This window comes from Streptomyces sp. NPDC006923 (genome assembly GCF_040635655.1).
In the GTDB taxonomy this organism is placed as follows: Bacteria; Actinomycetota; Actinomycetes; order Streptomycetales; family Streptomycetaceae; genus Streptomyces.
This window is the reverse complement of sequence record NZ_JBEYIF010000003.1, coordinates 1-15300: the sequence shown is the minus strand read 5'-3', so window position 1 is coordinate 15300 and position 15300 is coordinate 1. Positions and strand designations below refer to the sequence as shown.

The following is a 15300-nucleotide window of genomic DNA, read 5'->3' as shown; positions in this document are numbered from 1 at the left end:
CCGCCGTCTACGTACTGGCGCGATGTCACAGCGTGGAACCGGTCGGGAGAGAGGGGGCACGGGTCGCCCCGCCGCGCGGCCGCTCCGGGCGGCCACGCGGCGGGGTGTTCGCGCGGCGGGTCAGCGGGCGGCGCGCGCCGCCACGTACTGCTGGACCCAGTACTGGGTGCGGTCGAGATAGGCCGTCTCGGCCGCGGCGCCGGTCTTGCCGTACGCGCCGTTGTACGACTGGTAGGGAAGGCCGGCCGGCGGGTTGGCGGTGGCGGGCTCGATCTGGCTGCCCTCGTGCCATTCGTTGAACGAGGTGATGCTGACCCAGGTCGGCGGCTTGCCGGTGGCACCGCTGGTGAGCGTGTGCTGCCACACCCTGTCGTACGTGGTGCCGTTCGCCCGCTCGACCGTCGGGGTGGTGTTGCCGGGCACGGCGCGGTCGTCGATGTATCCGGGGCCGAACGACGGCGACCAGACCAGGCCGTTCGCGGTGCAGAAGCGGTCGACACCGCTCCAGTCGGGCAGCGAGGCGGCGGCGATGCCGTCGTAGGTGTACATGCCGCCGAAGTGGGCGGCCTTGGAGACATCCGTGGTCTGGGTGAGCACGATGCCCTGGCTCTTGACGGCCTCGATCGGCGTCCAGTCGGTGATGTTCAGGCTCTGGAAGACGTAGAAGGCGTTGCGGTTGCCGTGGGCGGCGTCCCGGTAGTAGCCGGGGTGACTGCCGTAGGTGGTGTTGATGTAGCGGACGTCGTCGGCGACGGAGGCGGCGGTGCGGCCGGAGTACGGCTCGATGTGCCAGGCGACCTTCAGGCCGTGGGCGTTGGCGACGTCCAGCAGGATCCTGGACAGCCTGTCCTCGTAACTGCCGCGGCCCCACCAGCTCGTGACGAGCACGCCGGTGCCGGCCTGACGCATCCAGTTCATGTGCTGGGTGACGGCTCCGTCGCGGTCGGCGGAGTCGTAGGGACCGAGCGTGGGATAGAAGTTGGACGATATGCCGTTCGGCGGGGTGAGGTTGCCCTGCGGCCAGTGGCGGTAGGAGCCGTTGATCTTCGGTGAGCCGTACCACGGGTAGTAGAAGATGTGGACGTCGGTGGAGAGCGCGGCGGCGGCCCGCACGGGCTCGGACGCCCGCGCCGGCGACGCGCCGAGCGCGGCGGCTCCTGCCGCCGCGGCCGTACCGGCCAGGAAGGCTCTGCGGGTGGTGCCGGTCGCGCGGTGGGGGGTGGGGGACATCAGTTTTCTCCTTGGGGGGTCTCTTCCGGGATCTCTTCGGTGGGGCGGGGAGGACCGGTGCGCCAGCCGTGCCGGGGAGTGAACCCCAGCAGCCGGGCGCAGGCGCCTGTGTCGAACAGCGAGCTGTGCCCGGCCAGTTCGGCGAACGCGGGCACACCGGGGTGGTGCTGTTCCATGAGCGCCGCCGTGGCCAGTGGGGAGGAGGTGTCGGACGCCGCGACATTGAGGACATGGCAGCCGCGCAGCTCTGTTTCGAGTGCCCTGCGGATCGCCTCGGCCGCGTCCCTGGTGTCCAGCCAGCCCCACAGGTCCATCCGGTGCGCCGCTGGGTCGGACCGTACGGCTTCGAGCTGACGCGTCAGCCGTTCGCCGGTCCCGGTGAACGGGAACCGCAGACAGACGATGCCGGTCCCGTAGCGCCGGTGGGTGGCGCGGGCGATCTCCTCCAGGACGATCTTCGAGAGGCCGTAGGGATCCTGGACGAGGGTCGGGTGCTCCTCGTCCAGCGGGACGTACCGGGGCGACTGCGGTACCGGCGACCAGGCGAGTCCGACGGCGGACAGACTGGAGGCGGCGACCACCCGGCCGATGCCGTGGCGGCCCGCCTCGTCGAGGACCCGGTGCGCGGTCAGGCAGTTGGTGGCGAACAGCGCGCCGTCGTCGTCCGAGTTGGGGTGCGGAATGGCGCCGAGGTGGACGACCGCGTCGGCGCCGTCCATGGCCTTGCGCACCAGTTGGACATCCTGGAGATCGCCCGTGTGGACACACTCGACGCGCGGGTCGTCGACGGGGACGAGGTCGGTGGCGACGACCTGGTGGCCGTGGGCCAGCAGGTCGTCGACCACACAGCCTCCGATATGGCCGGCGGCGCCGGTGACCAGCACACGCATCAGCCCTTCACCGCCCCGACCAGTCCGTTGACGAAGTACCGCTGCAGGCTGATGAAGAGCACGATCACCGGAATGACCACGATGAGCGCGCCCGCCATCAGGTTGTTGTAGTGCGGCACGTTCTCCGCCGAGAGTGTCTGCAGCCCCAGGGGCAGTGTGTAGGTGGACGGGTCGTTGAGCGAGACCCTGGTGAGCAGAAACTCGTTCCAGGTCGGGATCGCCGTCAGCAGCGCCACCGTGATCAGCGCCGGTCTGGCCAGCGGCAGATAGACGCTGGTGAAGATCCGCAGCTCGCTCGCTCCGTCGACGCGCGCCGAGTCGCGCAGCTCGGCCGGTACGGCCAGGAAGGCGCCGGTCATGAGCAGGACCGACAGCGGGGCGCCGCCGTTGACGAAGGGCAGCACCAGACCGAAGTGCGTACCGAGAATGCCCATCTTGTTCTCCAGCAGCACGATCGGCAGCATCACCGTGATGCCGGGCACGAACAGCAGGGAGACAAAGAGCTTCTGGAGCGCGCCGCGGCCGGGGAAGCGCAGGACGGCGAAGGCGTAGCCGGCCGCCGCGTAGATCACCAGCGTCAGCACCACGGTATAGAGCGTGACCAGCAGGCTGTTCAGGAAGAAGTCGAAGAAGTGCAGCTCGTTCCAGGTGTCGACCAGGGTGGTCAGCGTCGGGTTCCGCGGGATCAGATGGCCGCCGCGGACGACCTCGATCTGGTCCTTGAAGGCGGCCGACACCATCCACAGGAACGGATAGACGCTGACGAGGCCGTACAGCCCGAGCAGTACGCCGACGACGGTGCGGGCGACGACCCGGCGGACGCGGGCACCGTGCTCGTCGGGCGGGCCGGGGCGGGCCTTGAGGGAAAGCGATGTCATGTCTTGCTCCGCAGCGCTCGCAGATTGATCAGGGCCAGGACCAGGGCGGCGGCGAACAGGATCCAGCCGAGCGCACTGGCGAGCCCCAGGGTGGGCGCGAGGTTCTTGAGGAACGCGAGGCGGTATGCCTCCAGGCCCAGCACATTGGTGTGGTCACCGGGGCCGCCGTTCGTCATCACCAGGAAGGTCTGGAAACCCTGGAGGGACTCACGCAGATTGAGCAGCATCACCACGGCGGTGATCGGGCGGACCAGCGGCCACACCACCGAGGCGTTGGTGCGCCACCAGCCGGCGCCGTCCAGTTCGGCGGCCTCCAGCACGCTGCGGTCGATGCCCTGAAGGCCCGTCAGATACAGCAGCATCGCGACGGGGACCTGTCCCCAGACCGTCACCACGATCATGGTGGGCAGCGCGGTGGACGGATTGCCCAGCCAGCCCTGGGGCTGCTGGAGGGAGCCGAGCCCCAGACCGTCCAGCAGGAAGTTGACCGCGCCGTCCGGCTCAAGGATGTACTGCCAGGCGAAGAAGACCGCGACACCGCTGGTCACATACGGCAGGAAATACACCGAGCGGAGCACCGACTGGAACCGCTTGACCCGGTTCAGCAGCACGGCGAGCGGAAAGGAGACCACAACGGTCAGGACCGGCGAGGCGATCATGACCCAGAGGGTGTTGAACGCCGCGTGCCGCACCCGGGGCGCGTAGACGGGGCTGCGCCAGAGCAGGTCGGCGTAGTTGTCGAGGCCGACCCATTTCCAGTCCGGGGTGAATCCGTTCCAGGTGGCGAAACTGAGCGCGAAGCCGTAGCCCACGGTGTACAGGCCCATGACACAGAACAGGGCCACCGCGGGGCCGACGAACAGGTACCCGGTGAGCGTCTCGTACGAACGCGGGCGCCGGCTCAGTGGTGTGCCGGCCGGGCCGGGGGCGGTCGGCGGGCGGCGGTCCTCGCCACCGCTCCCGGCCGCCCCCGGCACGGCCCCTCGGGGAGCCGTTGTCACTGCGCCGCCGCCCAGAAGGAGTCGTTGAGCTTGCGGAGCTTGTCGGCGGTCACCTCGACGGACTGCTGCTTGAGCGGCGTGAGGTCGGCCAGGATGGCGCCGGCGTCGTCCTGTTCGTAGCCGGGCGCGCGGAACTCGTTGCCGCGGTTCGGGTCATAGGTGTTCTGCTTGGTGCCCTTGAAGCTCTCTACCATGGCGGAGAGCGCCGGGCCGAGGACGGTGGCGGAGTCGGCGCCGAGTTCGGTGGCGGGCACGTCGGAGGCGTCCTTGGCGAACCGCGCGGCGACCTCCTGCCGGGACAGGTACTCCATCCACTTCTTGGCGTTGTCCGGGTGCTCGCTGGTGGCGCTGACGCTGAGGCTGGTCAGGGCCAGCGGGCCGAGCGCGCGGTCCGGTACGGCGCCGTCCTTCGGGGAGGGCAGCCCGAACGCGAACACGTCGTCGGGGTTCATCCCGTTCTGCTTGAGGAAGGCGAGGGTGAAGGTGCCGCCGATGTCGAAGGCCGACTTGCCCTGCGCGAACGCCTGGTCGGCCTGGTCGATGGTGAGGCTCTGGGTGCCGGGCATCCAGTACGGGGTGAGCTGGTTGTACATGTTCAGGACCTTGATGCCGTTCGGCGAGGCGAAGTCGGCGCTCTTGTCCTGGCCGAACAGGTCCTCGTAGGCCTGCTGTCCGAGCTGGCTGAAGGCCAGCGGCTGGAGCACCCAGGTCAGCCCGGTGGACTGGACCTTCAGACCGAGGGCGAGTCCGCCGGTCTTCGGGTCCTTCGTGGTGGTCGCCTTCAGCGCGGCCAGGAACTGCTCCCAGTCGGCGGGAGGTTCGGTGATCCCCGCCTCGGCCAGCAGCTTCTTGTTGGCGTAGACGATGCCGAAGGTGCCCACGGTGAGGGGCACGCTGTACCGGGCGCCCTTCTCGATGCCGTGATCCTTGGCCGTGTCGGGCTGCGAGTCCTTGAACCGCTGGTCCGTGACGAGGCCGGACTGCCGCACTCCCTGCTGGATCCGGTTCGCCCACTCCCCCTTGAAGTCGGCGCTGAGGTCGGAGACGATCCCGGCGGCGCCGAACACCCGGTCCTCGCCGTCGGAGTGCACTTCCAGCACATCCGGCAGGTCACCGGTCTTCGCGGCGCTCTGCACCTTGGCGGTGTAGGCGTCGTCGGGGGTGTACGCCTCGACCTTCACCGAGATGCCGGTCTGCTTCTTGAACTCGGCGGCGGCGTTGCGCAGCGCCCCGACGTGGGACTGCTTGAAGGTCCACATCTCCAGCGACGTGGAGTCGCCGCCGGAGCCGGACGATCCACCGCAGGCCGAGAGGGTGGTCAGTGAGAGCGCGGTGGCCGCGGCGACCGCCGCGAGCCGGACATTGCGCGCAAAAGAAATTCGCATGGCCCCTACCTAAGGATCAACCGTTCAGAAGGCCGAATGACGTTGGAGTGACTGAACTTATGGTCGGGGTGATATAGCGTCAAGACGCACGTCGAGATTCGTGCTGACCGGAACGCCGAGGGGCGCCGGTGCGGGAAGCGGAGGTTCCGTGGAATCGGTGGCAGCAGCAGCGCGCGGGCGCAAGCCCGAAGAGGTCAAGTCCGCCGCTCGGGTGCTGGAGGTACTCGAACTGCTCGGCGCGGAAGGGGCCAGGCTCTCGCTCGCCGAGATGGCCGGCGCGATGGCCGTGCCCAAGAGCAGTCTGCATGCGATCCTCCGCACGATGGAGGCACGCCGCTGGGTGGATCTCGACCCGTCGGGCACCCGCTACAGCCTCGGCCTCAAGGCCCTGTTGACGGGTACGGCGTATCTGGAGGGCGACGATGTCGCGAGCCTCGCCGGACCGGTCCTCGACGCCCTCGCGGAGGAGACGGGCGAGTCGGTGCACCTGGGCAGGCTCGATGGCACGGACGTCGTCTACCTGGCCAAACGCGAGTCCCGGCATGCCCTGCGGATGTACTCGGCGGTCGGCAGGCGGCTGCCCGCGCACGCCACCGCGCTGGGCAAGGCGATGCTCTCGCAGTACGACGCCGCTGAGGTGCGGATGCGGCTCAACTGGCCGCTGGAGCGGCTCACTCCGGACACCGTCACCGACCCGGACGAACTGCTCGGCCAGCTCGCGGAGGCACGGCTGCGCGGCTGGGCGACGGACGACGGCGAGAACTCGCCGGACATCCGGTGCGTGGCCGTGGCGCTCGGCACCGGCCACGGGGGCGGCGACGCGATCAGCTGCTCCGCGCCCAAGAGCCGGATGGACGACGCGCGGGCCGAGGAGGTGGCCCGCGCGGTCACGGAGGCCGCCCACTCACTGGGCACTCTCCTCAAACGGCTCGGCCGCCACTGAGGCCGTCCGGGTCGATAATTGGTAGAGTCATTGACAAATTGATTCGGCGCTCCTTACGTTCAAGTGGCGGTACATCATTCCGTCATCTGTACGCTGGAGTTCGCATGACTCAGCCTGATGCCCGCTCCGATGTTGTTCTCGCCCAGGCTCCCTGGGTGGAGGAACGCGGAGCCAAGATCCGCATCACGGCCGTACGCACATTCCTGACAGCCCCGCACGGCTGTCCCCATCTCATCGTCCGTGTCGAGACCAATGAACCGGGACTGTACGGCCTGGGGTGTGCGAGCGATCCGCAGCGCACCCTCGCCGTGCGATCCGTCCTCGACGACTATCTGGCGCCGCTGCTCGTCGGCCGCGATCCCGACGACATCGAGGACATCCACCGGCTGATGCTCAACAGCGCCTACTGGCGCGGCGGTTCCCTCACCGGCAACGCCCTCGGCGGTATCGACGTCGCCCTGTGGGACCTCAAGGCGAAGCGGCTCGGGGCCCCGCTGTACTCCCTGTTCGGCGGACAGGTCCGCGCGCGTGCCGACGCCTACACCCATGTCGACGGCGCCGACGCGGCGGAGATCGCGGACAAGGTGGTGGCCGCGGTGGAACGCGGCTACCGCCATGTACGCGTGCAGGCGGCGGTCCCCGGATCCGACACCTACGGCACCGGGGCGGCCGGCGCCACCGACGCCCGCGCGCTGCGCCACCGCGATGTGCCGTGGGACTCCGCCGCGTACGTCCGCGCCGTGCCGGCCGTCCTGACCGAGGTGCGCGAGCGCGTCGGCGACGACGTGGAACTCCTGCACGATGTGCACGAGCGGCTCGACCCGCGCCAGGCCAGGGACTTCCTGCGCCGGGTCGAGGGCGCCGGACTGTATTTCGTCGAGGACGTGCTCGCCCCGGAGGACGCGTCGCACTTCGCGGCGCTGCGCGCGGGCACCTCCGTACCGCTCGCCATGGGCGAACTCTTCAGCGACGTCGGCCAGTTCCTGCCGCTGCTCGAAGGGCCGGCCATCGACTTCGCCCGGGTACGCGTGCCGACCCTGGGAGGTCTCACCCCGGCCCGCAAGCTGGCCGCCTTCTGCGAGCTGCGCGGCGTCCGGCTCGCCCCGCACGGGCCGGCCGATGTCAGCCCCGTCGCCCAGGCCGCCACCCTCGCGCTGGACATCAGCAGCCATGCCTTCGGTGTCCAGGAGGCCGCGGTCTTCAGGCCGCCGGTCGCCGAGGTGTTCCCCGGCACGATCACGGCCTCAGAAGGGGGCCTCGCACCACATGAGACACCGGGCCACGGCGTCGACTTCGACGAGGCCGCCGCCCGCCGCCACCCCGTGCCCGAGCCACTGGAGCACGACCGCTGGGCCCTGCTGCGCAACACCGACGGGAGCGTGCAACGACCGTGACATCCGATGCCCGAAGGGCTCTTGTCGTACGGGGCGGCTGGGAGGGGCACGAGCCCGTGAAGATCACGGAGCTGTTCCTGCCGTTTCTCCGCGAACACGGCTACGACCTCCGGATCTCCGACAGCCTGGATGTCTACGGCGACGCCGAACTGCTCGCCGCCACCGATCTGGTGGTGCAGTGCTGGACCATGGGCGAGATCACCAGGGAGCAGAGCGCGGGGCTCGTCGCGGCCGTCCGCGCCGGCACCGGGCTGGCCGGCTGGCACGGCGGGATCGTCGACTCCTTCCGCGGTGACGTCGGCTATCACCTGCTCACCGGCGGACAGTTCCTGATGCATCCGCACGGCTTCTCCGACCACACGGTGACACTGGCCGGGAAGCACGCGGACCATCCGGTGATCGCCGGTCTCACGGACTTCCGTGTGCATACGGAGAAGTACTGGATGGTCACCGATCCGCTGATCGACGTCCTGGCGACGACGGAGTTCGAGGCGGACGCGGACCGGTCCCGTCCGGTCACCATGCCCGCCGTGTGGACCAGGTCCTGGGGCGCGGGGCGTGTCTTCGTCTCCGCGATCGGCCACAAGCCGGACGACTTCGACGTGCCCGAGGTACGGGCGCTCACCGAGAGGGGACTGCTGTGGGCGAGCCGCTGAGGATCGGCATGGTCGGCGCCGGAAAGATCAGCGGCGCCTATCTGGACACGCTGGAACGGCTGGCGAATGTGACACTCACCGCCGTCACGGACCTCGACCCGAGCCGCGCCGAGGCCGCCGCCGCGCGGGTGCCGGGGGCCGAGGTCGTCGGCTCCGTCGCGGATCTGGTGGTCCGCTCCGATGTCGACGCCGTACTGAATCTGACGATCCCCGCGGTCCATGCCGAGGTCGCCCGGGTCGCGCTCGCCGTGGGCAAACACGTCTACGGGGAGAAGCCGCTGAGCACCACCCGCGAGGAGGCGGACGCGCTGCTGGCCGCGGCCGGGGCCGACGGACTGCGGATCGGCTGCGCGCCCGACACCGTCCTCGGCACCGGCGTGCAGACCGCGCGCAAGGCGGTCGACGACGGACTGATCGGCACCCCGGTCGCCGCCACCGCCTTCATGACCACCGCGGGACATGAACGCTGGCACCCCGACCCGGAGTTCTACTACCGGCCGGGCGGCGGACCGCTGCTCGACATGGGGCCGTACTACCTCTCCGCGCTCGTCCATCTGCTGGGGCCGGTCGTCCAGGTCACGGGCGCGGCCTCCCGGCCGCGCGCCGAGCGGGAGATCGGCGGCGGGCCCCGGGCGGGCGAGCGGTTCGCGGTCGAGGTGGACACCCATGTCACCGGTGTGCTCCGGCACGCGAACGGCGCGCTCACCACCCTAATGATGAGCTTCGACATCCACGCCGCGCGGCTGCCGCGCATCGAGGTGCACGGCACCGGCGGATCGCTCTCGGTGCCCGACCCGAACGGCTTCGACGGCCCTGTCGAGCTGCACAGGCCCGGAGCGGAGTGGGAGACCCTGCCGGTGTCGGCCGGGTACACCGGGGCCGGGCGCGGCACGGGACTCGCCGATCTGGCGGAGGCCGTCGCCGGCGGCCGTCCGCACCGGGCGTCCGCCGAACTGGCCCGCCATGTCCTCGACATCATGCTGACGCTGCTCGACTCGGCCCGGGAGGGCCGGGCCCTTCCGGTGGAGAGCAGTTGCGCCAGGCCGGAGCCGGTGAGCCGGCCGGCCTGACCCGGAGCAGGCCGGCGGGCCGCTGAGCGGACGGCGGGGAGGCGGCGGCCTCCCCGCCGTCCTTTTGCCCCGGACGTCACCCCATTTACTTTCCAATGCCCTCACTTTTCGGCAGATTAATTGCCTGACAATTCCTCAACCCGCCCTCACCACCTGGAAGAAGAAGGAATGGGGAAAGGCGTTGACTTGATAACACTCTTGGTTTTACATGGCGGTTACTGGCTGGACAGGAAGGGCCGCCCATGCATGACCGCAGGAAGTCCGGAGAGGCGCGGACAGCCCATTTCCTCGCCGGCCGATTGCGTCCGGCGTTGTATACGGAGCGGCTTCCGATGGATGTCGGCGCATGGCACATCCCGGGCGAGCCGGTCCCCGTCGAGGTGGCCCTCCGGGCCGGCTACACGCCCTTTGTCGTCGGCGACACCTGGGGCGGCCCCTGGTCGACCACCTGGTTCCAGGTGCGCGCCACCGTCCCGGAGCGCTGGGCCGGGCGGCGGGTGGAAGCGGTCTTCGACCTCGGCTTCGGCCAGGACACCGACGGGGAGTCCGGCCCCGGCGGCGGCGCCGAGGGCCTGGTGCACGACGCGCAGGGCACACCCCTGCAGGGGCTGTATCCGCACCACCGGTCCCTGACCGTCTCGGCCGCGGCGAGCGGCGGCGAGCAGGTGCGGCTGCTCGTCGAGGCCGCCGCCAACCCTTCGATCGACGCCCGCTCCGGCGCCGGCACCCACTACGGCGACCCCGTCACCGTCGGCGACGAACCGCTCTACCGCCTGCACCGCGCCGATCTGGCGGTCCGCGACGAGAACATCTGGCAGCTCATCCATGACATCGATGTCCTGAGCGGACTGATGCACGCGCTCCCCGAGGAGACGCCGCGCCGCCACGAGATCCTGCGCGCGCTCGAACGGGCCGTCGACTCCGTCGACCCGCGCGATGTCCCCGGTACCGCCGCGGGCGCCCGCGAGATCCTCGCTCCCGTACTGGCCCGCCGCGCGCACGAGTCCGCGCACACCGTCTTCGCCGTCGGCCACGCCCGGCCGGCCTCCGCCCGGCTGTGGCCGATGCGGGAGACCGTACGCAAGGGCGCCCGGGCCTTCAGCACCATGACGGCGCTGGCCGAGGAGTATCCGGAGCTGACCTTCGCCGCCTCCTCCGCCCAGCAGTACGCCTGGATGAAGGACCATCATCCGCATGTCTTCGAGCGGGTGCGCAAGGCCGTCGCCGACGGCAACTGGGCGCCGGTCGGCGGGATGTGGGTGGAGCCCGACGGCAAGCTGCCCGGCGGCGAGGCGCTGGTCCGGCAGTTCGTCCACGGCCGCCGCTTCTTCCGCGAGGAGCTGGGCACCGACACCGACGGGGTCTGGCTGCCGGAAGCGTCCGGCATGAGCGCCGCCTTCCCTCAGCTCGCCGCGCTCGCCGGGGCCCGCTGGTTCCTCGCCCGGCAGCTCGCGGACGACAACGCCGTCGCCGTGCCGCACCACACCTTCTGGTGGGAGGGCGTCGACGGCACCCGCGTCTTCAGCCACATCCCGCCCAGCGGGGCCCGGAGCCCCGCCCTGTCCGGTGGCGAACTGGCGGACTCGGTCGCGGCCTACGCCGACAAGGGCCGCGGCACCCGCTCGCTGATGCCCTTCGGCCACCCCGACGGCGGCCCCACCCGCGAGATGCTGGAGCGCGCCCGCCGGCTGGCCGACCTCGAAGGCGCTCCGCGGGTGCACCTCCGGCATCCGTCGCACTTCTTCCGGGACGCCCTCGACGAGTACCCGGACGCGCCGGTGTGGCGCGGCGAACTCCCCCTGGCGGGCCACCACGGTACGTACACCAGTCAGGCGCGCACGAAGCGCGGCAACCGCCGCAGCGAATCACTGCTGCGCGAGGCCGAGTTGTGGTCGGCGACCGCCGCGGTACGGGACGGCATCCCGTATCCGTACGACGAGCTCGAAACGCTGTGGAGGAAGGTGCTGCTGCACCAGTGCCACGACCTCCTGCCGGGCACGTCGATCGCCTGGGCGCACCAGGAGGCCGAGCAGACCTACCGGGAGATCCACCGCCGTCTGGACCGGCTGATCGGGCGTGCGGTCGGCGCTCCCGGTGGCGGATCCGTCGCCGGGGTCTCCGTGTTCAACGCCGGTCCTCACCCGCGCCGCGAGGTGGTCGTCCTCGACGCGGACGGCCCCGTGGACGGCGGGCAGCGGCTGTCCGACGGCCGGACCGCCGTCCTGGCCGGGGCCCCGGCTCTCGGGCGGGGCCCCGCGGGGCCGCTGCCGTCCGGTGTCGCGCCGGTGACCGTCCGGCCCGTGGAAGGGGGCGGTCATCTGCTGGACAACGGGCTGCTGCGGATCCGTATCGACGCCGACGGGCTCGTCCGCTCCCTGCTGGACCTGGCCACCGGCCGGGACGCCATCGCGCCGGGCGCCGCGGGCAATCTGCTCCAGCTCCACCGCGACGACCCGGCGCGCTGGAGCGCGCGCGATCTCGACGCCCGGTACCGCAGCACCTGTCGTGACCTGGACCGGGCGAGTGACGTCGACGTGACCGAGAGCGGCCCGCTGCTGGCGTCCGTACGGGTGGTACGGAGCACCGGCCGCTCCACGATCGAGCAGGAGCTGTCCCTGACCGCGGGCGGCCGGGTCCTGACCATCGGTACCGATGTCGACTGGCGCGAACAGGACACCGTCCTCAAGGCCGCCTGGCCGCTGGACGTGCACGCCGAACACAGCAGAGGTGAGATCCAGTTCGGACACACCGAGCGCCCCACCCATGAGAACACCGGCGCGGACGCGGCCCGTTTCGAGCTCTGGGCGCACCGCTGGATCCATGTGGGCGAGCACGGCTGGGGCGTGGCGCTGGCCGGTGACTCGACCTACGGCTACGACGTCTCCCGCCACACCCGCGAGGACACGGGGACGACCACCACCGTGCGGCTCTCCCTGCTGCGTTCCGCGCACAGCCCCGATCCGCACGCCGACCGCGGGCCCCAGCACTTCCGGCACACCGTGCGGCCCGCCGCCGGAGTGGGCGACGCGATCGCCGAGGGATACGCGCTCAACCTGCCGCTGCGCCCCGGTCCCGCCGGTCCCGCCGCGCCCGCCCTGGTCTCCGTCGGCCATCCGGATGTGGTGGTGGAGGCGGTGAAGCTCGCCGACGACCGCTCGGGCGATGTGGTCGTACGGCTCTACGAGTCGCGTGGCGGCCGGGCGCGTACGACGCTCACCGCCGCCTTCCCGGTCAGGGCGGTGTACGAGACGGATCTCCTGGAGGAGACGCGCGCCGCCCGTCCCTGCGAGAGCGGCTCGGTCGCGCTGACACTGCGGCCGTTCCAGATCCTCACGCTGCGGCTGGTACGCGGCGAGCGCGGCGCGGGAGGTCCCGGTGTCTGACGCCCGGCCGGACGTCGCCCCGCTCGGTTTCCTGCCCCCGGAGCACCGGGCCGTCCTGCGCCGCTGGGCCGAGGAGGGCGGCCCGCTCGCGACGCGTGCCGGTGTCGTACTGCTGGCCGCTGACGGGCTGCGCGACGCGGAGATCTCCCGCCGTCTGGGGGTCTCGCGGCAGACCGTCGGAAGCTGGCGGCAGCGCTGGACGAGCGCCGGTATCGAGGGCCTCGAACACCGCCCGCGCACCGGCCGTCCCGCCACCGTGGACGAGGCGGAGGTCGTCACCCGTACGCTGCTGGCGCCCGGCGGCAGCGGCGCCTCCCGGGCCGTCGCACGGGAGCTGGGGCTTTCGCACGCCACGGTCGCCGGCATCAGACGCCGCTGGCGGCTCACTCCCGACGAGGCACCGGCCCCTTCGGTGCCGACCAGGCCGCCGCTGCCCGGCGCCGACATATGGGTCATGGGCCTGTATGTGGATCCGGTGCGCGCCGTGCTGCTCGCGGGCACCCGGCAGGGAGCGGCGCCCCCGGCCGCCGCCGGAACGGTGATCGGTACGGATGTGCTCAGCGGACTCGACCGGGCCCTGGAGGCGGTGCTGGCCTCGGCGCCGGCCGGGGAGCCCGGCGGCGGCGCACCGGAGAACGGGCTGGCGGAGTATCTGGCCCTGGCGAGCGACAGCCACCCGGACCTCGGCCTGCACGCGATCACGCTCTGGGACCGGGCGGGCGGTACGGCGCCGCCGGAGGCGCCCAAGGGCCCGGTGACGCACCATCACATCCCGGCGCGCTCGACCTGGCGCACCTTTCTGCGGGCCATGATCGCGCTGGACAGCACCAGCCATCCGGAGTCCTCCCGCCGCGTCTATCTCGATCTGGCCGCCGAGCTGGAGCGGTACGCGGCGGCGCGGCCCGACGGCCCGTGCGCGGCGGTGCGCTGGCTGCGCGAGAATGTCGCCGGACACCTGGGAGCGGACCGTCCCACCGACGGCGGGGCCCAGAGCCAGTCCTGGAGCGGGGTCAACCAGATCGATCTGGGGTCGTTCAACGAGTGCGTCGTCATCGAGACGGTACGGCTCTCGGGCACCATCACCCGTGGCGAGATCGCCCACCGGACCGGTCTCACCCAGCAGTCGGTGTCCCGGATCGCCCGCTCCCTGCTGGACCGGGGCATTCTCATCGAGGACGCGCAGCGCCGCGCCACCTCCGGCAAGCCGCGTACGCCGGTGCGGCTGTACGGCACCGCCGCGCACGCGCTCGGCATCCATATCGATCCGGAGGTCCTCACCGCCGTCGTCATCGATCTCGACGGCGCGATCGTCTGCACCCGTACCCGGCCTGTCACCCCCGACACCGACCCGGCGGAATTCGTCGAACGGGTGGCCGCACTGGGCCGCGAGACACTGGCCGAGGCACGCGGGGCGGTGCGGGAGGACGGCTTCCTCGGCATCGGGGTCGCGGTGCCCGGCCCGGTCGACATCGCGTCGGGCACGGTGCTCGGGCCGCCGCTGATGTCGGCCTGGGGCGATCTGCCGCTGCTGTATCTGCTCAAGGACCACTTTCCCTGTCCCGTCCTCATGGAGAAGGACTCCACCGCGGCGGCCGCGGGTGAACGGTGGATCGGCCGGGACCGCAGGGCGCGGGATTTCGCCTATCTCTATCTCGGTACGGGGGTCGGCACCGGGCTCTATCTCAACGGTGACATCTACCGGGGGGTCAGCTCGAACGCCGGGGAGTTCGGCCAGCTCTGCGCCATCGCGCTGGGGCGGGTGGACAAGGACGGCCGGCCGGAGATGATGCCCGAGTGCAATCCGCCGGTGTCCGTGCCCGATCTCGCGGCACGGGGCGGAATGCGCCCGGTGCCGACCGCGTCGGGGAGCACCGCCGCCTATCTGGCGGTGGGTGAGGCGGCGGCGGCCGGCGATCCCGCGGCGGCGGCGGCCGTCCGCGAGGTGGCGCAGGCCGTGGGCCGGGGAGCGCTGGGGCTGATCGATCTGCTGGACATCGATTTGATCGTGCTGGGCGGTCCCTTCTTCACCGACGATGTCGCCGCCTTCTACCTCGACGAGATCGGCCGCGTGGTCAATGAGTTCCCGACGGCGAGGCGGCTGCGGCGGGTCGAGGTCGAACCGTCCGTGCTGAGCGCGGAGGCGGCCGCCGTGGGAGCCGCCTCGACCATCTTCCACGCGACGTTCACGCCACGCCTGCGGGGACGGGAGGGCCGGGCCCGGCATCTGCCGGCCGGCTGAACTCCCGCCGCACGGCGGGGACATGGCGCGGGCCGCCGGGTGTGTCCCGGCGGCCCGCGCCTTCGTCTGCTGTTGCCTCGCGTCGCGTTCGCCGTGTGCCCGCCTCAGAGGCGTCCGGGTCTCAGAGGGTCGGCCGGGTCGGCCGTGTCGCGGTCAGGGCTATTTCGCCTTTGAGCATGCGGCCGCCGTCGGCGGTGAGGCGGAGGTAGTAGTCGGAGGAGCAGGGGGTGC

Annotated in this window: 11 protein-coding genes; 6 read left to right on the top strand and 5 right to left on the bottom strand. The window is 71.3% G+C overall.

What is annotated here, in order from left to right; translation table 11 throughout:
- Positions 1-120: 120 nt before the first annotated feature.
- The 5 genes from ABZ707_RS06000 to ABZ707_RS05980 are packed head-to-tail and all read right to left on the bottom strand — an operon-like array spanning position 121 to position 5384.
- Complete coding sequence (locus ABZ707_RS06000; protein ID WP_360168510.1) at positions 121-1230, bottom strand: glycoside hydrolase family 99 protein; 1110 nt, start codon at positions 1228-1230, stop codon at positions 121-123.
- Positions 1230-2120 (bottom strand): NAD(P)-dependent oxidoreductase, encoded by an 891-nt coding sequence (locus ABZ707_RS05995; protein ID WP_360168507.1) that lies wholly within the window; start codon positions 2118-2120, stop codon positions 1230-1232. Before ABZ707_RS05995 ends, ABZ707_RS06000 begins: the two co-directional genes overlap by 1 nt.
- On the bottom strand, positions 2120-2998 hold the full coding sequence (locus ABZ707_RS05990; protein WP_360168504.1) for a carbohydrate ABC transporter permease: 879 nt from the start codon (positions 2996-2998) through the stop codon (positions 2120-2122). Before ABZ707_RS05990 ends, ABZ707_RS05995 begins: the two co-directional genes overlap by 1 nt.
- Positions 2995-3975 carry a sugar ABC transporter permease gene (locus ABZ707_RS05985; RefSeq protein ID WP_360168501.1) on the bottom strand — a complete coding sequence of 327 codons (981 nt, stop codon included), beginning with the start codon at positions 3973-3975 and terminating at the stop codon, positions 2995-2997. The genes ABZ707_RS05990 and ABZ707_RS05985 overlap by 4 nt, the downstream gene beginning before the upstream one ends.
- Before the next feature lie 20 nt (positions 3976-3995).
- Positions 3996-5384: an extracellular solute-binding protein gene (locus tag ABZ707_RS05980; RefSeq protein ID WP_360168499.1), complete on the bottom strand. Its 1389-nt coding sequence runs from the start codon at positions 5382-5384 to the stop codon at positions 3996-3998.
- 157 nt (positions 5385-5541) lie between these two features.
- Here ABZ707_RS05980 and ABZ707_RS05975 point away from each other — a divergent pair, with 157 nt between their 5' ends.
- The 6 genes from ABZ707_RS05975 (at position 5542) to ABZ707_RS05950 (ending at position 15069) form a co-directional block, all read left to right on the top strand.
- Positions 5542-6327: an IclR family transcriptional regulator gene (locus tag ABZ707_RS05975; RefSeq protein WP_360168496.1), complete on the top strand. Its 786-nt coding sequence runs from the start codon at positions 5542-5544 to the stop codon at positions 6325-6327.
- 104 nt (positions 6328-6431) lie between these two features.
- Positions 6432-7721, top strand: coding sequence for an enolase C-terminal domain-like protein (locus tag ABZ707_RS05970; protein WP_360168493.1), 1290 nt, complete (start codon positions 6432-6434; stop codon positions 7719-7721).
- Complete coding sequence (locus tag ABZ707_RS05965; protein WP_360168490.1) at positions 7718-8377, top strand: ThuA domain-containing protein; 660 nt, start codon at positions 7718-7720, stop codon at positions 8375-8377. The genes ABZ707_RS05970 and ABZ707_RS05965 overlap by 4 nt, the downstream gene beginning before the upstream one ends.
- On the top strand, positions 8362-9447 hold the full coding sequence (locus ABZ707_RS05960) for a Gfo/Idh/MocA family oxidoreductase (RefSeq protein WP_360168487.1): 1086 nt from the start codon (positions 8362-8364) through the stop codon (positions 9445-9447). Before ABZ707_RS05965 ends, ABZ707_RS05960 begins: the two co-directional genes overlap by 16 nt.
- A gap of 242 nt (positions 9448-9689) precedes the next feature.
- A complete protein-coding gene (locus ABZ707_RS05955) occupies positions 9690-12830 on the top strand; it encodes a glycoside hydrolase family 38 C-terminal domain-containing protein (protein WP_360168484.1) in 3141 nt (1046 codons plus the stop codon).
- Positions 12823-15069, top strand: coding sequence for an ROK family protein (locus ABZ707_RS05950; RefSeq protein ID WP_360168481.1), 2247 nt, complete (start codon positions 12823-12825; stop codon positions 15067-15069). Before ABZ707_RS05955 ends, ABZ707_RS05950 begins: the two co-directional genes overlap by 8 nt.
- Positions 15070-15300 lie beyond the last annotated feature (231 nt).

Bases quoted from the DNA above. Each gene is read 5' to 3' on its own strand.
- ABZ707_RS06000 (WP_360168510.1), bottom strand. From the start codon at position 1,230: ATGTCCCCCACCCCCCACCGCGCGACCGGCACCACCCGCAGAGCCTTC.
- ABZ707_RS05995 (WP_360168507.1), bottom strand. From the start codon at position 2,120: ATGCGTGTGCTGGTCACCGGCGCCGCCGGCCATATCGGAGGCTGTGTG.
- ABZ707_RS05990 (WP_360168504.1), bottom strand. From the start codon at position 2,998: ATGACATCGCTTTCCCTCAAGGCCCGCCCCGGCCCGCCCGACGAGCAC.
- ABZ707_RS05980 (WP_360168499.1), bottom strand. From the start codon at position 5,384: ATGCGAATTTCTTTTGCGCGCAATGTCCGGCTCGCGGCGGTCGCCGCG.
- ABZ707_RS05970 (WP_360168493.1), top strand. From the start codon at position 6,432: ATGACTCAGCCTGATGCCCGCTCCGATGTTGTTCTCGCCCAGGCTCCC.
- ABZ707_RS05955 (WP_360168484.1), top strand. From the start codon at position 9,690: ATGCATGACCGCAGGAAGTCCGGAGAGGCGCGGACAGCCCATTTCCTC.